The organism is Collinsella sp. TF11-5AC (genome assembly GCF_003436775.1).
GTDB lineage: Bacteria > Actinomycetota > Coriobacteriia > Coriobacteriales > Coriobacteriaceae > Collinsella.
This window is the reverse complement of record NZ_QSQO01000010.1, coordinates 64,797-83,786: the sequence shown is the minus strand read 5'-3', so window position 1 is coordinate 83,786 and position 18,990 is coordinate 64,797. Positions and strand designations below refer to the sequence as shown.

Below are 18,990 nucleotides of genomic sequence, written 5' to 3'. Positions count from 1 at the left end.
GGACCTCAGGACGCTCTTACACCACGTCTGCGCGCGCCACCGAAAATCGATGCACTTTTGGCCTCTGGCACCGATTTTTGAGGCCATTTGGCTGCCACCAAACTGGTAACAGTACTCATATTTGGCCCTTTTTGACCACCGGGTTTCCGGCAGGCCCCAAAAGCGGGCCCGAATCGCTCGATCCGGGCCCGCTGGGGGTAGCGAGCACAATCGAGGTGTAAGAAGCAAGAGAGGGCCATCGCCTAGAATCGTCAGCGCCTAGATATTCAACGAGAGGAAAGACAATGGTCCGCAGCGACATGCTACCCCAGCCGGACCGGGGGCTCGGCCTCGACCGGCCCCAGACCGAGGCATTTCACCGACGAGTTCAAGAGGAAGATAGTCGATCTCCACAACGCCGGAAAGCCCAGGCGCGAGGCCATGGACGAGTGCGACCTCGACAAGAGCACCGTGGAGAGGCGGGTCAAGTCGATAAACGAGACCGGCTCGCCGCGCGCCGCCGACAACCGCACGCCCGAGTAGAACCGGATCCTGGAGCCCGAGCGCGAGAACCGCAGGCTCCGGATGGAGGTCAACGTCTTAAGACGAGCGGCGCCAGCATACGCTCGGAAGTCAGGGCCATGGCGGCCAACGGGGGGCCGCTGCCCCATATCGGCGCAGCGCTGGCATCGAGGCCTTCTGACCTGTGTCAAGATTTCGGACACGCATGCTCGAGAAATCAAGCGGCCATAGGCATGACCTCGAGCTTGGGCTCGGTTCTCTCGAAGAAGGCCGCCATGGCCTCGGCCGGCACCTTGTAGCCGATCGTCGAGCGGGGCCTTCGGCGGTTGTAGTACGCCTCGACGAACTCGACCACCGCGTGCTTGGCGGAATCCCTGGTCGGGAAGCTGCGCCTGTAGTACATCTCGTTCTTCAGCATGGCGAGGAACGACTCGGCCACCGCGTTGTCGCGGCAGTTGCCGGTGCGGCTGCAGGACAGCCGCACGTCGTTGTCGCGCGCCCATTCGGCCAGAAGCCTGCTGGTGTACTGGGCGCCGCGGTCGGCGTGGAATATCGCGTTGCCGGCCACGTAGCCGCGCGATTTGGCCGACGCCAGCGCCGAAACCACGATGTCGGCGGTCATGCGCTCGGAGAGCGACCAGCCCACCACCATGCGGGTGTTGGGGTCGATGACCGTCGACAGGTACAGCCATCCCTCGCCGGTGCGCAGGTAGGTGATGTCGCCCACGAGCTTGTAGGTTGGAACGGGACTGGTGAAGTCGCGGCGCACCAGGTCGGGCCGGGGCCTGGCCTTCGGGTCGGGGATGGTGGCGCGCTTCCTGGCGTTGGGCGTGCAGCCGCGTATTCCCAGCTCGCGCATCAGCTTGCGCACCCTGTACAGGGTCAATCCGGAGAACTCGCCGGGCAGGAAGCATTTCACGAACCGGAAGCCGAACCTGCGGTCCGACTCCAGCCACACGCGCCGGACCGCCTCGCGCTCGGCCGACCAGTCTTCTCGCGGGCAGCCGTTGGAGAGCCACGAGTAGAAGCCCGATCGGCTCACGCCGAGCACGCGGGCCATCATTTTCACCGGGAATTCGGCCTTCTCCGCCAACATCATCCGGTAGCATGCGGCTACGCCTGGCTTTTGGCGAAGAAGGCCGCGGCTTTTTTCAAGAAGGCGTTCTCCATCTCGAGCTCGCGTATGCGCCTTTTCGCCTCGCGAAGCTCGCGGTCCTCGGCCTTGGGGTCGGGCCCGCCGGCAAGCTCGCGCCGGCGGTTCTGCACCCACTTGTTCACGGTCTTGGAATTCAGGCCCAGTTCTGCGCAGCATTCCGTTATCGGCCTGCCCGTCGAGATGATGTAGTCGACGGTCTCGCGCCTGAACTCGTCGGTGTACCTGGCGGCTGGGTTGGACATAGCATACCGTCCTCTCGGTCGTCGATGAATGCATTCTAAAGGATTGGGCCTCTAGCATGCGTGTCCGAAAAGACGATACAGGTCAGACAACCCAATCAGACGTCGTCTCGAGCGCGTCCTCTGCACGGTCGAGCGTGCTTCTGGCCTTGGCACCCTGTTTGAACCACGAGCGCAGGTCCTCGAGCGTGCTGCCCGCTGCATACACCTTGATTTTGCGACCGCCTTTCGTGGTCACCGTGCAACGGTCGCCGCTCTCGCTGTTCTCGTGCGCCGTGACCTTCTTGAGGTAATCGCGACGGAACGCCACGACGCGGGCATTGCTGATCTCGATGAACCAATCATCGTCGACAAGCGAAGTGCCCGTGGTACCTCGACTTGCCATCTCCTCGGCGAAGGAGAAGCCGAGTTCGCGCTCCTGCCTGCCGATCTCGAGGATGCCGCGGGCGGGCATGCTGAGCATGAGCAGGGGCAGGAGTCCCCCTATGAACAGGAAGAGGAACGGGACGAGCAAGAGCAGACGAGCACCGGCATCGGTGAAAACAGCCATGAAGGCGATCACGAGCGAGAAGACGAGCGCCATGCCGTTGAAAACAATCGTCAACGGCTTGATGGCAGACCAACACAGGCCCGCCTTGGTCATGGGACCGTCGACGGCGTCCGAGACTTCGATGCCCTCTTCCTCCAGACGGGCGAGGAGGTTGAGCGAGCACGCCCCCTCGAGGCTTATCGAGCAGAACTTCCAGTCGCCCTCGAACAGGTCGATCCTCATCATCTGCGTGTGAAGCGTTGCACGGGTGATGTTGCCAAACGTCGTCTCCTTGCGGATGCCGAAGGCGTTACGCGAGAGAATTCGCTCGCCGTCCACGTCGATGCGCGGGATGCTCAGCAGGGCCCAGATGGCCATGCCCGCGAGCGCCATGGCGTGACCGAACCACACAAGTTCGTGGTCCCACTCGCCCAACGAGACGCCCTGCCAGACGTAGACACCCAGCATGAGCAGTTCGAACGCGACGGCGCAGCAGGCGATGATCGTGCGGATGGCAGCGGGCATGCGCACCGTGAAGCGATCGAGGCTGTCCGTCGCCTCACTGCGCTCGCGCGCGCCGCGACGGGCGACCCATGCAGTGAGCGGACCGACGATGAACACCACCATCGCCACGCGCAGGAACGATTCGAGTATGTCGCCCATATTAACCACCATCCCAATAGAAAACGTGAATTTGGGAGACTATAGCAGAGCGAAGCGATCTGCACGGCATCGTCCGGGTGTTTTCGGCATACGGTGGAAACCAGCGGCAGCGGACGTTGAGAACTCACCCAAAAGACGCGATTCGACCGAAGCGATTCTTCTTGACTTGGTCTCAATGTGATACGACATGCGCCACTACCTGCGCGGTCTAGCGGCCCTGATCGAAGAGGGTCACACCGATGAGGCACTCGAGCGCATCGACGCGCTCTGCGAGACCAACGACCGCACCGCCGTGCGCCGCTACTGCGCCAACGAAACGGTCAACATTGCGCTCTCGTCGCTTTCCGCGGACATCAACGCGCACGGCATCACCGCCGACCTGCGAGCCGCCGTGCCCGAAACCGTCCACGTGGGCGATGTCGATCTGTTCAGTGTGGTATCGAACGCCCTGGACAATGCCATCGCCGCGGCGAGCGCCGCCCCCGAAGGCAAGCGGCTTGTCGACCTGGACCTTCGCTACGAAGACGGCCAGCTTCTATTGCTGGTTTCCAACACGTTTGGCCGTGCGCCGCACATGGTCGACGGCATGCCCGTGGCTCAGCACACTGGGCACGGCTTTGGCACCAAGAGCATTATGCTTGCCGTCGAGCGCATGAACGGCAACTGCCAGTTCCGCATTAACGGCGACCGGTTTGAGCTGCGCGCCGTGATGTAGGGGCTGCCGCCAGCCTCGCTACAGCGGTGCAGCCGCCGGGGTCAGCTGCTTAATGTAGGCCCACATGCGCTGCTTAGCGGTCTTGTCGGTGAGCGCCGCCTCAAAACCGTCGAGCGCCAGCACGCGACGCCCCTGCACATGGGCGACCAGGCCGGGCTTGAGCATGGCGGTGTCAAAGTCATCAATCGCCACAAGCATATCGGCATAAGTCTCGCGCATGACATCGGCCGCGCTGTTGTCCAGCAGCAGCACCGCCTCGGGGTCTAAGGTCTCCAGCGCCTCGCGGAACAGATCGCACGTCAGGGCCTCGCCCGCCGCGACCGCTCCGTCGCCCGCGCCGGCGACGCTTGCCAGCACGCAAAAATCCTCGGGGGCATATCCGATGGCGCCGAGCGCCTTGCGCAACGCGGCGCCATCCGCGCCGGCAGCCAGCTCGCCGCCCGAGCACTCGGCTTCATCCAAATCGCCTTTGACCAGCACAATCGGCGAGCACGCGTTGCCCGCGATACGCACACCGCGATCTGCAAGCGACGCGAGCTCCTGCTCGGTCGCCTGAGCGATGGCTTCTTTTTTCTGGCTTTGTGACGTGGGCATGCGCTCTCCAATCGTTTGCGTGCCCACCATTATATAAAAGAGCCGCCCGCGAGTGGTTGCTTTGCGGGCCGCTGGGTATAAGCACGGTCGTACTGAGTTTTACGCGGCCGAGCCGCGTCGTATTATGGAGGTCACCATGGCTGACATTAAGCAGATTACCCCCGAGAACTTCGGCGCTGTCGTCAACGATAGCCTGCCCGTACTGGTTGATTTTTGGGCCCCGTGGTGCGGCCCCTGCCGCTCGCTCTCGCCCATCGTAGACGAGGTTGCCGACGAGCTGGCCGGCAAGTTGGCTGTGGCCAAGTGCAACGTCGACGACAACCAGGACCTGGCCATGAAGTTTGGCGTCATGAGCATCCCCACGCTGATCGTCTTTAAGAACGGCGAGGAGGTCGACCGCTCGGTTGGCGCCCTACCCAAGGCAAGACTTCAGGCACTGCTGGAGAAACATCTGTAATACGCTTGTTACCCATCTGCCGTCCATGAGCGGTTTCGCACCGCTCGCCGGAGTGCCAAACGCAAGGTATGCGACCACGGATAGTATGGTAGATACAAACAGCCCCCAGTGAACGGGTGCGGGTCAGACGGACTCGCACCCGTTTTCTTTTGCGGCGGCGCTCAAGGCGGGCGTAGTAGAATCTGAACCACCATATCGCCCCGTACAAAAGGAGATTCCTATGCATGACGTCGGAATGAACATGAGCCAGCTTGCCATGAGCGTCAAGCAGGTCGACGACACCATTGAGCTCGCTCACGAGTGGAGCCATCAGCTGCTGCATGCGACCGAGAACTTTGATATGGAGCGCATTGGCGCCAAGCTCGAGGCCGCCATGTCTGCGCTGCACGAGGCGCACGATGCGCTCGAGGGCTACGAGGAGGCCATCGAGGCAGATCACAACTCCGTCGGCTCTGTGAAACTGGTGTAACGTGGCCGAGCACGAGCACGCGCACGATCACGGTGCGGACGACGATGCGAGCTGCCGCTACAGCGGCTCCAGCTCCGAGCTGGTCCGCTTTTCGGTCACCGCGCCCGACGACCTGCTGCGCCGCTTTGACGAGCAGATCGCGCGCCGTGGTGACGTGGCTAACCGATCCGAGGCCGTACGCGATCTGATTCGTGCCTCGATCGCCAAGGAACAGATGCGCACGCCCGACGAGCAGGTCATCGGTTCGCTCACCATGATCTATGACCACCATACCGGCGATCTGACGCGCCGTCTGGACGAGGTGCAGCACGACTACACCGACGAGATCGTCTCGACCATGCACGTGCATCTGGACCACCACAACTGCCTGGAGATTCTGGCGCTCAAGGGTCGCGGCGAGCGTGTCTACGAGCTGGCCGACCGGTTGCTGGGGCTGCGCGGCGTTAAGCACGGCGAGCTCACCTGCGCCGCAACCAAGCAGAGCCTGGGGCTGTAACGGGATTTCCCGCAGCGCACCTGCCAAAAAGGGACAGGTTTCAACGAAGGAGGGTCGCATGCGACATGTGCATATCCATGTAACGGGCATTGTGCAGGGCGTCGGCATGCGGCCATTTGTGTATCGCGAGGCTATGGCGCATGGCATCTGCGGCTGGGTGCTCAACGCGGGCGATGGCGTACACATCGAGGCGCATGCTTTGAGCGAGGCGCTCGACGAATTTGTCACCGCGCTGTCGGAGCACGCGCCGGCCGCAGCCCGCGTTGAGCATGTCGCTGTTGCAGACCTGGAGCCCGACGCTTGGGATGCCGACGATGAGCAGGCCTTTCGTATTGTAGCGTCGCAGGATCAGACCGTGCACACGACGCTCATCTCCCCCGATATCGCCACCTGTGACGACTGCCTGCGCGAACTGTTCGACCCCACCGACCGACGCTATCACTACCCCTTTATCAACTGCACCAACTGCGGGCCGCGCTTTACCATCATCCGATCGCTGCCTTATGACCGAGCGGCCACGTCGATGGATTGCTTTCCTATGTGCCCCGAGTGCGCCGCAGAGTATGGCGACCCGCTTGACCGGCGCTTTCATGCGCAGCCCGATGCCTGCTTTGACTGCGGGCCACATATTACCTGGCGCGAGGCGGCGGGCGACATGGAGCTCGAAGGCTCGGGGGCGATGCCGGCCGTCGGCAGCACGCGCGAAACCAGCGATGCCATTATTGACCGCTGTGTCGAGCTGCTGGCCAGCGGCGGTATTGTCGCCATCAAGGGGCTGGGCGGATTCCATCTGGCCTGCAACGCCGCCAATGAGCAGGCGGTGGTCGAGCTGCGCCGTCGCAAGCGCCGCAGCAACAAGCCGCTTGCCGTTATGGTGCGCAGCCTTGCCGATACTGAACGCCTGTGCCATGTCGATGATGCCGAGCGCGACTTGCTGGCCGGCAGCATCCGCCCCATTGTGCTGCTGCGCCGCCGTGCTGTTGGCGAGGGAGATTCCCCCGACGCCCTTACACTCGCGCCATCCGTCGCGCACGATCTACCCGAGCTCGGCGTCATGCTCCCCTATACACCGCTTCAGCATCTGCTGCTTGCAGCTGCCTCGTCGCATGGCATGCACGCGCTGGTCATGACCAGCGGAAACCTGAGCGAGGAACCTATCGAGACCGACGATGCCCTTGCATGGGAACATCTTGTTGCCGCCGGCATCGCCGACGCGCTACTTGGCAACGACCGTGCGATTCTCTCACGCTACGACGACTCCGTGGTACGTGTGGTCGACGGCACCGTCATGCCTGTGCGTCGCGCACGCGGATATGCGCCGCAACCGTTGTCGCTGCCGGCGCTCGACGGCACTGCACCCTGCGTGCTCGCCTGCGGGCCGCAGCAAAAAGCCACGATCGCGCTCACGCGCGAGGACGCCGACGGCCATGTGGCCTGTTTTGTGTCGCAGCATATCGGCGATGTCGAAAACGGCGCGACCTTCGATGCCTGGAGCGCCGCCCGCGCACGTCTAGAAAACCTCTTTGACCTGACGCCTGCCGCCCTGGCATGCGACATGCACCCCAGCTATCTGTCGAGCCAGTGGGCACGCGAGCGGGCACGGGAGCACGATCTGCCGCTTATCGAAATCCAGCATCATCATGCTCACATCGCGAGCGTAATGGCAGAGGCGATTGTCGCTGGCCGGCTTGCGCCCGATGCGCGCGTCCTCGGTATTGCCTTCGATGGTACGGGTGCCGGCACCGACGGCACCATATGGGGCGGTGAGTTTCTTATCGCCGGCCTTGCCGATTTTGAACGCGCCGCGCACCTGCGCACCTGGGCGCTGCCAGGCGGAGCCGCATCCGTGCGCGATGCCCGGCGCAATGCCTTTGCCCTGCTGAGCGAGCTCGGCCTGCTCGAGCATCCGGGTGCCGCGGGGCTATTGGGCACCCTCGACGAGCAAACACGCAGCGTGACAGCCACCATGATCGAGCGCGGCATCAACAGCCCGCGTACCAGCAGCATGGGGCGTCTCTTTGATGCCGCGGCAGCGATTCTGGGCATCTGCGGCAAGGCAACCTACGAGGGCGAACCCGCCATAGAACTCGAAGCCGCCGCCTGGCGCGCGCTCGGCGGTAAGACCGTTCGTCTCGACGACAATCACACAGGCGTATTCACGTCTGCCGACGACTCCCCCATCTTGGACCCCCAACCGCTCATCGAAGCTCTTCTGAATGGAATCGAGGCAGGCGCGCCGGCCGACCGGCTCGCCCTCGGGTTTCACATCGCCATTACGCACGCTACGACCCACATCGCGTGCGAGATCTGCGATCGCGAAGGCCTCGATACCGTCGCGCTCTCGGGCGGTGTGTTCATGAACCGGCTTTTGCTTCAGCTCCTTACCCACGAACTCAAAGACGCCGGTCTTGCCGTCTTGGTCCCCCACGCTGTACCCGCCAACGACGGCTGCATCGCCTACGGTCAGGCCGCCATCGCTCGCGCTCGCCTCGCGCAGACGGCGTTGCGATAGGCTGTTTTGCCAGCCTGCGCGCCGCCGTCTCACAGGTGTAACGCGTTTGCTCGTGACTCCCGCGAGCGCTACCATCAACTGATGGGTAATTAGGCGCCTATCCAGCGCAAAACGTATAAAAGGGGAACATTATGTGCCTTGCCGTTCCCGGTAAAGTGGTCAAACGCGACGACGACCTTAAGGCGACCGTCGACATGATGGGCATCGAGCGCCCCATTTCGCTGCGCCTCGTGCCGACGGCACAGGTAGGCGACTATATTCTCGTGCACGCCGGCTTTGGCATTCAGATTGTCGACGAGCAGGAAGCCCAAGAGACACTCGAGCTCGTCAATACCATGACCGAGCTGGCCGAAGAGGACCAACTCGCCACCAACCCGGCCGAGGCATACTAGTGGCGGCGGCGCAGCCGGTTCGCTCCGGTATCGACTTTTCGGCATTTCGCGACCCCAAGCTGGCCCGCGAGCTCATCGATCGTATTCATGAGCTTGTCGGCAACCGCAGCATCAACCTTATGGAAGTCTGCGGTACGCATACCGTGAGCATTGGCCGCTATGGCTTTCATTCCATTATGCCGACGGGGCTCAAACTGCTAAGCGGCCCGGGGTGCCCCGTTTGCGTCACCGCCAACCGCGACATCGATCACGCAATCGCGCTTTCCAACATGGACGGCGCCATCATCACCACCTTTGGCGACATGATGCGCGTGCCCGGATCGTCCACCTCGCTTGCCGCGCAAAAGGCGGCGGGGCGCGACATCCGCATCGTCTATTCTCCGCTCGACGCACTCGACATTGCCGAGCAAAATCCCGAACGCCCGGTCATCTTTATGGGCGTCGGCTTTGAGACCACAACGCCCACCATTGCCGCCGCTATCCTGGAGGCCGACGCGCGCGGGCTCCAGAACTTCTCGGTCTACTGTGCTCACAAGACCACGCCGCCGGCTCTGCGTGCGATCTCCAACGACCCCGAGACCGCCATCAACGGCTTTATCCTGCCGGGTCACGTCGCTACCATCACAGGCCTGGCACCCTTTGGGTTTTTGGTCGACGAGTTCGAGACCCCCGGCGTGGTCACGGGATTTGAACCGGTCGATATCTTGCAGGGCATCTGTATGCTGGTCCAGATGGTTGTCGAGCACAGGCCCGCAATCGACAACGCCTACCGCCGTGGCGTCAACGCTGACGGCAACCCCGTGGCGCGCCAGCTGGTCGAGCAGGTGTTTGAGCCGTGCGACACCACGTGGCGCGGGCTGGGACCGATTGCGGCTTCGGGTCTTTCCATCCGACTCGAATTCGCGCGCTTTGATGCCGGCGCCCGCTTTGACGTACCCATTGAACCGACGGTCGAGCCACGCGGCTGCCGCTGCGGCGACGTGCTGCGCGGAGCCATCACGCCGAGCGACTGTCCTCTGTTTGGCCGCGCTTGCACGCCCGAACATCCCGTCGGCCCGTGCATGGTGAGCTCCGAAGGTAGCTGCGCGGCGTACTTTAGATACCGCGACTAGCCCGGACGTCCCCGCGTACCGGCACCACCCACGATTGGAGTTTTCGATATGTCCCGTAATGCCACCGATAGCACTGTCCTGCTGGGCCACGGCTCCGGCGGCCAGATGATGAAGCGCATTATCGATGAGGTCTTTCTGGATGCCTTTGGGTCGCCCGAGCTGCTTGCAGGCAACGATGCCGGTGTCGCCGCACTGCCCGCAAGCGGGCGAATCGCCATGTCGACCGACAGCTTTGTGGTAACGCCGCAGTTCTTCCCCGGCGGCAATATCGGCCGCCTCGCCGTATGTGGAACCGTCAACGACGTCGCGACCTCAGGCGCTAACGTGCGCTACCTCTCATGCGGCTTTATCCTCGAAGAGGGCTATCCCATGGAAAAGCTGAGCCAGATTGTGCAAACCATGGCCGAAACAGCGCGCGAGGCGGGCGTGTCCATAATCACCGGCGACACCAAGGTGGTCGAGCGTGGAGGTGCCGACGGCGTCTACATCAATACCGCCGGCGTGGGCGAAGTGCCCGCGGGTGTAGCGCTCAGCGGTGCCAACTGTCGGCCCGGCGATGTCATCCTGGTGTCGGGTACGCTAGGCGACCACGGCATCGCCATCATGAGCCAGCGCGAGGGCTTGGCGTTTTCGAGCAACATCGAAAGCGACGCTGCGCCGCTCAATCATCTGATTGCCGACGTGCTCGCCGCTGCCCCCGACACCCGCTGCTTCCGCGACCCCACGCGCGGCGGCCTGGCATCCACGCTCAACGAGTTTGCCCAGGCCAGCGGCGTTGCTATGGAGGTCGACGAGGATGCTGTGCCCGTGCGCCCCGACGTGCAGGCCGCCTGCGAGATGCTCGGCTACGATGTGCTGCAGGTGGCAAACGAGGGCAAGATGGTTGCCGTGGTGCCGGCCGAGCAGGCCGATGCCGCGCTGGCAGCCATGCGCGCCGCCCGCTACGGCGAGAACGCCGCCATCATCGGTCGCGTACTGCCGCTTGCCGAGGGCGCCCGTCCCGCCGTGCGCGTACGCACCGGCTGGGGCTCGACCCGTATCCTCGACATGCTTGTGGGAGAACAACTGCCGAGGATTTGCTAACGACAAAGGCTCAGGGCTATTAAAGATATTCAGATTCCAAACATGCCCGGCACGCATGCCCAGTATCATGGGGTGCGTTTTACAACTCAAGCGGCAGGAGCACCCATGGCAGCAGCTTTTTCCCATGTGATCTTTGATCTGGATGGCACCATCCTCAACACGCTCGAGGACCTGGCGGCCGCCGGCAACCATACCTGCGAGACGCACGGCTGGCCTACGTTTGCCGTCGACGAGTACCGCTACAAGGTGGGAAACGGCATGCTCAAGCTGGTTGAGCGCTTTATGCCCGCCGAGTATGCGGGCGACGGCCGTATGTTTGAGCAGACGCTTGCCGAGTTTAGGGCTTACTACGGCGAGCACAAGGAGGACCACACCGCCCCCTATGCCGGCACGATCGAAATGCTCGACCGCCTGCGCACCGCGGGCGTGCAGCTTGCCGTGCTCACCAACAAGGACCATGTTTCGGCCGCTCCGCTTATCGAAAAATACTTTGGTTCCGAGCGCTTTGCGCTGGTGCAGGGCCGCGTCGATGCGTTTCCTCCCAAGCCCGAGGCGCCTGTTACGCTGCATGTGATGGAAGAGCTAGGCGCCGACCCGGCAACCACACTCTATGTGGGCGATTCCAATGTCGATGTTCTGACCGGTCACAACGCCGGCCTCAAGAGCGCCGGTGTCAGCTGGGGCTTCCGCGGCCGCGCAGAGCTGGAGTCCGCCGGCGCCGACTACGTGGTGGACACCCAAGACGAGCTCGCGGCGCTGATTCTGGGCGAGTAGCGGGGCTGTCGCTCAACACGGCTGCATAGATTCTGTCGCGCGGAAAGCGCATCCCGTTTTGCCGCCCCAGAATGGGATGCGCTTTCCGGTTGAGCCTTGTCGGGGAAACGGCATCCCGTTTCAGAGCAATATTCCGGGTCGCACTTTCCACAACCCACCCCATCCGGAAACCGCGACCCGCTATTCGGCCAAATACCGGCTCGTATTTTCCCGAGCATTCGATGCAACGCTGGCGCAAGGAGTGTCCCCAACTGCCGGCAGAAAAGGAACGTCCCCAAGTGCCGCCCCAATGACTACCATGGCAACGCCGCAGGTAGAGGACGGACAGCGAGCGGGCACCAGAGCGAACAAATTGGCATGAAAAGAGGACGGCATAGACCTTCTGGTCATGCCGTCCTCTTTGAATGACAAGTTGTCGCTCTGGTGCCCGCGCAGCGTCGAGCAGTTGCGGCGTTTGGTAAAACGCCGCAACAAACTAGCTCAGCATTGCATCCATCATCTCGGAGTTGACGGAGTCGTCGGCAGACCACTCGCCGTCGTCGTTGCAGGTGTACTTGAAGATAACCGTGGTCTTCCTGGGCTCGGTGGCCTTGGTCACATCGACCATAACCTGACCGGCCATCTTGTACAGCTCGTCATCGGAAGGAACCGTGTCAAGCGCAGCGACCTTCTCCTGATACTGGGTGGAGAAGTCCTCGACGATCTTGTTCATAGACTTGCATGTGATAGAAACCTCGGCGGTCGCGACACCCTTGTCCTCGTCGACCGTCACGTCGCCGATCTTGTAGTCAAAGCCCTCGAGATAGGTCTTGGCATACTCCTTGGGATCGATACCCAGCTGCTCGAACTCGTCGCCCGAAGCCTCCTCCAGACCAGAGAGGAAGTCGTCGCCACCGTTTTTGACCTCGTCAAACTGCGTCGTAAGATCCTCGGTGATGAGCTCCTCAACCGAAGGACCTCCACAGCCGGAAAGCACGACCACGCATGCAACCAAGACGGCCATGAGGGGCGCAAGCAGCAGCTTCTTTTTCATGTTGTTCCTCCCAATGAGCGGCACCGCGCTTCCCGGACGCGGCGCACGTTGTAATAAGTAAGCCCATTCTATCCACTTATGAACGCCCTCGGCAACGCGAAGGCGCGGTCGGTTCGTTTTAGCGTCCGAACGGTTTGCAAGCCCGCCCAACGTGCAATAAAACGCTTCCCCGCGGTGCAATAAAAAAGGTGGCCGGAAAACCCGACCACCCTTGCACATCCTTTGGATGCCGCAGTTTACTTGCGGACGACCTTAACGATGGCGTCACCGGCGGCGACAGCGGAGTCGGCCTCGACGGCGAGTTCGACATCGGCAAACTCGGCGGTGTTGGACACAGCAACGGCGACGCAGTCCTTGTAGCCGGCAGCGGCGATCTTGGCGCGGTCGATCTTGAGCATGGGCTGGCCAGCCTTTACGACGTCGTCGGCCTTGACGAAGCCCTCGAAGCCATCGCCGTTCATGTTGACGGTATCGACGCCAACATGCACCAGAACCTCGATGCCGCTATCGGACTGCAGACCCACGGCGTGGCCCATGGTGACGGTCACCTTGCCGTCGCAGGGAGCGTAGACCAGATCGTCCTCGGGCCACACGGCGCAGCCCTTGCCCAGGACCTCGCCGCCAAAGACGGGATCGGGCACGTCGGCCATCTTGATGACCTTGCCCTTGACGGGCGAGCACAGCACGTCGGCGCCGGCAGAAGCAGAGATGGAGGACGGAGCAGCGGCAGTCGCGGGCTCAGCCTTCTTCTTGAACATGTCAAACAGACCCATACGTTTTCTCCTCTTGATTAAGCGCAACGTTGTGCGCATGCCTATGGTGATTATAGTGCCAAATGGTTCAAATGCTAAGGTGGGGACTCGAATCGCGAGCCCATCCCAACGCTTTTCCCCGGTGGCACTCATATTGTCGATTAATCCAGGCCCTCGGCACCGTTGGACTTGATAATCTTCTGGTAGGCGTAGAAGCTGTCCTTGCGGCGGCGCTCGTAGGTACCGGTGCCGTCATCGTACTTATCGACGTGGACAAAGCCGTAGCGCTTGCGCATCTCGCCGGTGCCGGCGGAAACCAGGTCGATGGGGCCCCACCAGGTGTAGGCGATCAGGTCGACGCCGTCGGCAATGGCCTCGCCCATGGCCTTGACGTGGCTCTGCAAGTAGGCGATACGATACGGGTCGTGGATGGAGCCGTCCTCCTCGACCTCATCGTAGGCGCCCATGCCATTCTCGACCACCATCAGCGGAATCTCGTAGCGGGCGTAAATCTCGTTGAGGGCGATGCGCAGACCCAGCGGATCGATCTGCCAGCCCCAGTCGGTGGACTCCAGATAGGGATTCTTGCCGCCAAAGGTCATGTTGCCCTCGGTCATCTCGTGATCCTTGTGGGTGCCCACGGTGCCGGACATGTAGTAGCTAAAGGTGTAGAAATCGACCTTGCCGTCGGCGATATCCTGCAGGTCGCCGTCCTCCATCACAAGCTCGACATCGTTCTCGGCCCAGAAGCGCTTGGCATAGAACGGATACTTGCCGCGCACCTGCACGTCGGAGCAGTACCAGTTCATGGTATTCATCTCCTGCTGCGCGGCGAACACGTCGGCCGGATCGCACGTGGCGGCATAGGAAAGGATGAAGCAGTCCATGTTGCCCATCTTAAACTGCGGGTAATGCTCGTGGGCATAGCGCACGACGCGGCCGCTGGCGACAAACTGGTGATGCAGCGCCTGCATACGAGCCTGCGGCGTAGCATGGACCGCCGAAGCCGGGCCCTCAAAGCCCTGAATCATGCTGGTCTCAAAGAGGTTGCCCATGTCCTGAGTGCCGCAGTTGATCTCGTTGAAGGTGAGCCAGAACTTGACCTTGTCCTGGTAGCGGTCGAAGACGGTCTGGCAGTACTTCTCAAAGAAGCCGATGAGCTCGCGGCTCGCCCAGCCGTTGTATTTCTCGACCAGGTGATAGGGCATCTCGTAGTGCGACAGGGTCACGAGCGGCTCGATATTGTGAGCGCGCAGGCAGTCGAAGACGCGGTCGTAAAAGGCGAGGCCGGCCTCGTTGGGCTCGGCGTCGTCGCCGTTGGGGAAGATGCGGCTCCAAGAGATGGACATGCGGAACATGTTGAAGCCCATCTCGGCGAACAGCGCGATGTCCTCCTCGTAGTGATGGTAGAAATCGATGCCGTCATGATTGGGGTAGAAGCGGTCGGGGTCGATGTCGATCGTGATCTGACGCGGCTCCTTGTAGCTGCCGCCCAAGAAATGGTCGTCGACCGAAGGACCGCGGCCGTCCACGTTCCAAGCGCCCTCAAACTGATTGGCGGCCGTGGCGCCACCCCAATAGAAACCCTCGGGGAACTTGATGTTTGCCATGAGCATCTCCTTTGCATTGCGGGTCGATAGGCCGAGTATCGCCCACGCACGCGACAGGCAGGGGCAGGGGTGCCAAACCCGACACTTCTTTTCGCAGACGCGCGCTGCAACAGCGCTGCAGCTGAAACTTTTTGACACCGAAGGAGCGAAGACGATCCGCCCCGCGCTTACCGGCGGTATGCCGCGGGGGTGCAGCCATACTTGTCGTGAAACTTACGGTAGAAGAAGCTCATGTTTTCATAGCCCACCGCATGCGCAGCCGCCCCGGCCGTGGCGCCGCCGCGCAGAAGCTCGGCCGCACGTACCAGGCGTCGCTCCTGCACAAGCTGCCTAAAGGTCTTGCCCACATGGCGCTTGAGAAGCGCCGTCGCATAATTAGGGCTCAAGCCAAACTCCGCCGCCATCCCCTCGAGGGAGCATGCAGCGAATTCACAATCGATATAGCCAAGCATTCCCGTCACCAGGGCAGTGGGCCCCGCCGTGCCGTCCGCCGCGCCGCGCACCAGCTCGCGCTCGTAGCAATCCATGAGCTCGGCCAAAAACAGCTGAAACAGACGCAAGACGATCTCGGGACCGTTGGGGCTCGGGTCGTACAGCTCGCAGAGCATCTCCTGCATGTAGCGCCGAATCCGACGGCTCTCGCCGCAATGAAAACGGACATGGCCCCGATGGTCCGTCTCGCTGTTGAGCGCGTTGAACAAAAACCGCGAGACCGCGCTCTCGCGCGAGAGGCTCGACTCGAGACTCCGGCGCAAAAAAGAGCGTGAAACGGTCATGCTTAGCATGATGTCGTCCTCACCAAGCGCCGCCACGGCATGCGGGCAGAGGGCGTCGAGCAAAAGCACCTCGTTGCGGCCCAGCTCGAGCCTCTCCCCCGCCACCGTCTGCGGGCAGCGTCCGCGATACACATAGCTCAGCTCCACGTAATCATGCACGTGCTCGGGAACTGCATTAAAGCGCGAGTTTTTCCTTATCGTCAGGCCACGCGGCATGCCGGGCTGGGCATAGGCAAACCCTGGCTGCCCAATCTTGCGCACTGGGCATCCGTCGATTTCGACATGCTCGGTCATAATCGACCAATCAAATGCCATGCCGTCTTTATAAGCGATCTCACTGGTGCTCAGTTCGCTGAGCCTACGCTCGAGCTCGTCGATCTCCATGGCTTGCCAATCGTTGATTTAGTCATAGTTCGTCGTGATTCAGATATTAGCAGAACGCGCCGACGCGTCCATAATCTGTGCTATGCAGCAGATCAATCGAGCCAAGGAGGATCCATGACCGCGCACTATCAGCAGGTGCTCGAGGGTACATACGACAACCATGTGCTTCCGTTTTTGTGGATGAAGGGCGAGAGCCATAAGACCATTGCCGAGTATCTGGAAAAGATCGCCGGCGCCGACATCCACGAGGTCTGTCTCGAAAGCCGCCCACACCCCGATTTTTGCGGCGAGGGCTGGTGGCGCAACTTGCGCTTTGTCATTGACGAGTGCAAGCAGCTGGGCCTTAAGCTCTGGATCTTGGACGACGCGCACTTCCCCACGGGCTTTGCCAACGGCGCCGTCAAGGAGGCCGTGCCCGAGCTCCGCAAGATCGTGCTCACGCACCGCACGTTCGACATCGTGGGCCCCACGTCCGCCGCGAGCATCGCGCTCGCCAACATGCTCGACAAAACGGAGCGCTTCTACGGCGTGACATTTATGCAGGACGGCAGCCCCGTCGACGTCGCTTACCGAGTAATCGACGATGCAGACGGCAACCCCAGCCGCCTGGTCTTCGATGCACCTGCGGGCCTCACGCAGGCATGCGTGATGTTCACGAGCGGCAAGACCTCCTACAACGAGGACTACATCAATATGGTCGACCGCACCTCGGTGGCGCAGCTCATCGATGCTGTCTACGAGCCGCATTTTGAGCATCTGGGCGATGAGTTTGGCAAGACGATCCTGGGCTTTTTCTCCGATGAGCCCGGATTTGCCAACGAGAAGGGCACCACGGGCCCCGATGGCATCTCGGACACGCTCATCGGCAAGGCCACCGCGCCCCTACCCTGGTCGGCCGAGCTTGAGCGTCGCCTACGCGCGGCACTGGGCGAGCGCTACCTGGCCGAGCTCCCGCACCTGTGGGACCGCGAGCCGGCCGGCGCGCACGTACGCCACGTCTATATGGACATCGCGAGCACCCTCTATAAGGAGTGCTTCTGCGACCAGCTCGGAGACTGGTGCCGCGCGCGCGGCGTGCAGTACATCGGCCACGTTATCGAGGACAAGGACTGCCACGCGCGCCTGGGCGTGGGCGCCGGGCACTACTTCCGCGCCGTGGGCGGTCAGGACATGGCGGGCGTCGACATCGTGATCAACCAGCTGGTACCCGGCATGGACCGCGGCCTTCACAGCTACGGACGCGGCGTGTGGGACCTCGAGTTCTATAACTACGTGCTGCCCAAGCTGGGCTCCTCGGCAGCACACCTCGATCCCAAAAAGCAGGGGCGCTGCATGGCCGAGGTCTTTGGCGCATTTGGATGGCACGAAGGCCTACGCGAGATGAAGTGGATCGCCGATCATTTTTTGGTGCGCGGCGTCAATTGGTTTGTGCCGCATGCCTTTAGCATGGCCGCCTTCCCCGACTGGGACTGCCCACCGCATTTCTATGCGCATGGCCAAAACCCCCAGTTTGCACACTTTGGGCAGCTCATGAGCTACATGAACCGTACGGCGAGCCTGCTGAGCGGCGGGCGCGCAACGACCCCGGTGGCGCTTCTCTACCATGCGGACGCCGAGTGGACAGGCGAGGCGAACTTTATGCAGCATGCCGCCTCCGAGCTTATGCGCGCGCAGGTCGACTTTGACATCGTGCCGGCAGAGGCATTTGAGGACGCAGGGCGCTATGCCGTTGAAATTGCCGCAGACGGTAGCGGCTTTGGCGTGAACGGCCAGGCATACCGCTGCCTGGTGATGCCCGGAGCCGAGTTTGTCGGCGGAGCCGTGCTCGACTTTGCCGCGCGCGCCGCAGCCGCAGGTGTTGCCGTGTACGCGCTGGATGAGTTGCCGAGCAAGCGCTACGACGGTGATATTGCAGCCCGCGAGGGCTTTGCCTCCGTGGATGCAGCCGCGGTCGCCGGCATCAAGCTCCTGGCAACCGCCGAGCTCGCAGGCACGCTTGCCGACGCCGGTATGCAGACCGTGGTTTGTGCCGAGTCCCAGCCCTGGCTGCGCGCACTGCGCTACGAGCGGGCGGGCGAGACCTATCTGATGCTCGTCAACGAGCATCCCAAGCAGGGTATCTCCACTCAGATTGCGCTTGCCGACGGCACACCCGTTGCAGGCGCGCGCCTCGACCTGCTCAACGGCACCGATCCCGCCGCCTTTGACGGCACGCTCGAGCTGGCTCCCTACGAGAGCTGCATCGTGGTCCTTGGGGCTACAGGTTCCGCCGGCGCGGCAACTGCTGGAGACGAAGCCACATGCGTCGACGGGCCCTGGGCGGTTGCCTTCTCTGCCCCTGGCACCGATGCCTTTGGCGAGTCTGTTGAGCTTGCAGACCTGCACGACCTTTCCTCGGCCGAGTTCCCCGGCAAGGCCGGCACATTCCGCTACCGGGCCTCCTTTGTCCTGGGCGAAGCGGCCACCCGCACCGTCATCGACCTTGGCGAGGTCTTTGAGACCGCAACCGTCACCCTCGACGGCAAATCCCTCGGCACCCGCATCTGTCCGCCTTACCGCTTTGAGGCCGCCGCACTTTTAGCCGGCGAGCACGCGCTTACGATCGATATCATCAACACCCTCGACCACGCCGTCCCCGACATGTTCGGCATGACCGAGCCCTCCGATCCCAGCGGCCTCTTGGGGCCCGTACGCGTGCTCGGGTAACGCCCCGGGCGCAAACGGCCCAACAAGGACAGCGCCC

Annotated in this window: 17 protein-coding genes and 1 pseudogene; 10 read left to right on the top strand and 8 right to left on the bottom strand. The window is 62.4% G+C overall.

The features are described from left to right. Positions 1-718 precede the first annotated feature (718 nt). From DXD16_RS06165 to DXD16_RS06160, 3 genes and pseudogenes are all read right to left on the bottom strand, one after another. Positions 719-1,771, bottom strand: a complete 1,053-nt coding sequence (locus DXD16_RS06165) for an IS3 family transposase (RefSeq protein WP_158551616.1) — start codon at positions 1,769-1,771, stop codon at positions 719-721. After that, a pseudogene (locus DXD16_RS10485) lies at positions 1,672-1,899 on the bottom strand (transposase); the annotation flags it as partial. The gene DXD16_RS06165 and the pseudogene DXD16_RS10485, both read right to left, overlap by 100 nt. An 82-nt stretch (positions 1,900-1,981) precedes the next feature. Further along, positions 1,982-3,088: a hypothetical protein gene (locus tag DXD16_RS06160; RefSeq protein WP_233502637.1), complete on the bottom strand. Its 1,107-nt coding sequence runs from the start codon at positions 3,086-3,088 to the stop codon at positions 1,982-1,984. Between the two features lie 187 nt (positions 3,089-3,275). On the opposite strand from DXD16_RS06160, the gene DXD16_RS06155 reads away from it, so the two are divergent. Next, positions 3,276-3,803, top strand: coding sequence for a GHKL domain-containing protein (locus tag DXD16_RS06155; RefSeq protein ID WP_117655477.1), 528 nt, complete (start codon positions 3,276-3,278; stop codon positions 3,801-3,803). An 18-nt stretch (positions 3,804-3,821) separates the two neighbouring features. Here the strand turns inward: DXD16_RS06155 and DXD16_RS06150 are convergent, their stop codons facing one another. Continuing rightward, positions 3,822-4,397 (bottom strand): hypothetical protein, encoded by a 576-nt coding sequence (locus tag DXD16_RS06150; RefSeq protein WP_117655476.1) that lies wholly within the window; start codon positions 4,395-4,397, stop codon positions 3,822-3,824. Between the two features lie 136 nt (positions 4,398-4,533). Between DXD16_RS06150 and trxA the strand changes: the two genes are divergently transcribed. The 8 genes from trxA to DXD16_RS06110 all read left to right on the top strand — a co-directional run bounded on the left by trxA (position 4,534) and on the right by DXD16_RS06110 (position 11,692). Then, positions 4,534-4,854 carry a thioredoxin gene (gene trxA / locus DXD16_RS06145; RefSeq protein WP_117629728.1) on the top strand — a complete coding sequence of 107 codons (321 nt, stop codon included), beginning with the start codon at positions 4,534-4,536 and terminating at the stop codon, positions 4,852-4,854. Positions 4,855-5,074: 220 nt separating this feature from the next. Beyond that, a complete protein-coding gene (locus DXD16_RS06140; RefSeq protein WP_117564540.1) occupies positions 5,075-5,323 on the top strand; it encodes a hypothetical protein in 249 nt (82 codons plus the stop codon). A 1-nt stretch (position 5,324) separates the two neighbouring features. Beyond that, complete coding sequence (nikR, locus tag DXD16_RS06135; protein WP_117634502.1) at positions 5,325-5,819, top strand: nickel-responsive transcriptional regulator NikR; 495 nt, start codon at positions 5,325-5,327, stop codon at positions 5,817-5,819. Between the two features lie 58 nt (positions 5,820-5,877). Then, a complete protein-coding gene (gene hypF, locus DXD16_RS06130; RefSeq protein ID WP_117655475.1) occupies positions 5,878-8,331 on the top strand; it encodes a carbamoyltransferase HypF in 2,454 nt (817 codons plus the stop codon). Between the two features lie 131 nt (positions 8,332-8,462). Beyond that, positions 8,463-8,723 carry a HypC/HybG/HupF family hydrogenase formation chaperone gene (locus tag DXD16_RS06125; RefSeq protein WP_117564538.1) on the top strand — a complete coding sequence of 87 codons (261 nt, stop codon included), beginning with the start codon at positions 8,463-8,465 and terminating at the stop codon, positions 8,721-8,723. Continuing rightward, the gene (gene hypD, locus DXD16_RS06120) at positions 8,723-9,835 is read left to right on the top strand and encodes a hydrogenase formation protein HypD (protein ID WP_117655474.1); all 1,113 of its coding nucleotides are present in this window, start codon (positions 8,723-8,725) and stop codon (positions 9,833-9,835) included. Before DXD16_RS06125 ends, hypD begins: the two co-directional genes overlap by 1 nt. A 48-nt stretch (positions 9,836-9,883) precedes the next feature. Beyond that, positions 9,884-10,918, top strand: a complete 1,035-nt coding sequence (gene hypE / locus DXD16_RS06115) for a hydrogenase expression/formation protein HypE (RefSeq protein WP_117655473.1) — start codon at positions 9,884-9,886, stop codon at positions 10,916-10,918. Positions 10,919-11,023: 105 nt separating this feature from the next. Next, entirely contained in the window at positions 11,024-11,692 is a 669-nt protein-coding gene (locus tag DXD16_RS06110; protein WP_089573630.1) for an HAD family hydrolase, read from the top strand. Positions 11,693-12,167: 475 nt separating this feature from the next. Here DXD16_RS06110 and DXD16_RS06105 read toward each other — a convergent pair whose 3' ends face one another. The 4 genes from DXD16_RS06105 to DXD16_RS06090 all read right to left on the bottom strand — a co-directional run bounded on the left by DXD16_RS06105 (position 12,168) and on the right by DXD16_RS06090 (position 16,247). Beyond that, positions 12,168-12,725: a hypothetical protein gene (locus DXD16_RS06105; protein ID WP_035136614.1), complete on the bottom strand. Its 558-nt coding sequence runs from the start codon at positions 12,723-12,725 to the stop codon at positions 12,168-12,170. A gap of 236 nt (positions 12,726-12,961) precedes the next feature. After that, complete coding sequence (locus tag DXD16_RS06100) at positions 12,962-13,498, bottom strand: PTS glucose transporter subunit IIA (RefSeq protein ID WP_117655472.1); 537 nt, start codon at positions 13,496-13,498, stop codon at positions 12,962-12,964. 140 nt (positions 13,499-13,638) lie between these two features. Continuing rightward, the gene (locus DXD16_RS06095; protein WP_117655471.1) at positions 13,639-15,087 is read right to left on the bottom strand and encodes a glycoside hydrolase family 1 protein; all 1,449 of its coding nucleotides are present in this window, start codon (positions 15,085-15,087) and stop codon (positions 13,639-13,641) included. A 167-nt stretch (positions 15,088-15,254) separates the two neighbouring features. After that, positions 15,255-16,247: an AraC family transcriptional regulator gene (locus DXD16_RS06090; RefSeq protein WP_117655470.1), complete on the bottom strand. Its 993-nt coding sequence runs from the start codon at positions 16,245-16,247 to the stop codon at positions 15,255-15,257. Positions 16,248-16,361: 114 nt separating this feature from the next. On the opposite strand from DXD16_RS06090, the gene DXD16_RS06085 reads away from it, so the two are divergent. Continuing rightward, positions 16,362-18,953 (top strand): glycosyl hydrolase, encoded by a 2,592-nt coding sequence (locus tag DXD16_RS06085; protein WP_117655469.1) that lies wholly within the window; start codon positions 16,362-16,364, stop codon positions 18,951-18,953. Positions 18,954-18,990: the final 37 nt, after the last annotated feature.

Bases quoted from the DNA above. Each gene is read 5' to 3' on its own strand.
- trxA (WP_117629728.1), top strand. From the start codon at position 4,534: ATGGCTGACATTAAGCAGATTACCCCCGAGAACTTCGGCGCTGTCGTC.
- DXD16_RS06160 (WP_233502637.1), bottom strand. From the start codon at position 3,088: ATGGGCGACATACTCGAATCGTTCCTGCGCGTGGCGATGGTGGTGTTC.
- DXD16_RS06150 (WP_117655476.1), bottom strand. From the start codon at position 4,397: ATGCCCACGTCACAAAGCCAGAAAAAAGAAGCCATCGCTCAGGCGACC.
- DXD16_RS06085 (WP_117655469.1), top strand. From the start codon at position 16,362: ATGACCGCGCACTATCAGCAGGTGCTCGAGGGTACATACGACAACCAT.
- DXD16_RS06110 (WP_089573630.1), top strand. From the start codon at position 11,024: ATGGCAGCAGCTTTTTCCCATGTGATCTTTGATCTGGATGGCACCATC.
- DXD16_RS06100 (WP_117655472.1), bottom strand. From the start codon at position 13,498: ATGGGTCTGTTTGACATGTTCAAGAAGAAGGCTGAGCCCGCGACTGCC.
- hypF (WP_117655475.1), top strand. From the start codon at position 5,878: ATGCGACATGTGCATATCCATGTAACGGGCATTGTGCAGGGCGTCGGC.
- DXD16_RS06140 (WP_117564540.1), top strand. From the start codon at position 5,075: ATGCATGACGTCGGAATGAACATGAGCCAGCTTGCCATGAGCGTCAAG.
- hypE (WP_117655473.1), top strand. From the start codon at position 9,884: ATGTCCCGTAATGCCACCGATAGCACTGTCCTGCTGGGCCACGGCTCC.
- DXD16_RS06155 (WP_117655477.1), top strand. From the start codon at position 3,276: ATGCGCCACTACCTGCGCGGTCTAGCGGCCCTGATCGAAGAGGGTCAC.
- DXD16_RS06090 (WP_117655470.1), bottom strand. From the start codon at position 16,247: ATGGAGATCGACGAGCTCGAGCGTAGGCTCAGCGAACTGAGCACCAGT.
- DXD16_RS06105 (WP_035136614.1), bottom strand. From the start codon at position 12,725: ATGAAAAAGAAGCTGCTGCTTGCGCCCCTCATGGCCGTCTTGGTTGCA.
- DXD16_RS06095 (WP_117655471.1), bottom strand. From the start codon at position 15,087: ATGGCAAACATCAAGTTCCCCGAGGGTTTCTATTGGGGTGGCGCCACG.
- DXD16_RS06125 (WP_117564538.1), top strand. From the start codon at position 8,463: ATGTGCCTTGCCGTTCCCGGTAAAGTGGTCAAACGCGACGACGACCTT.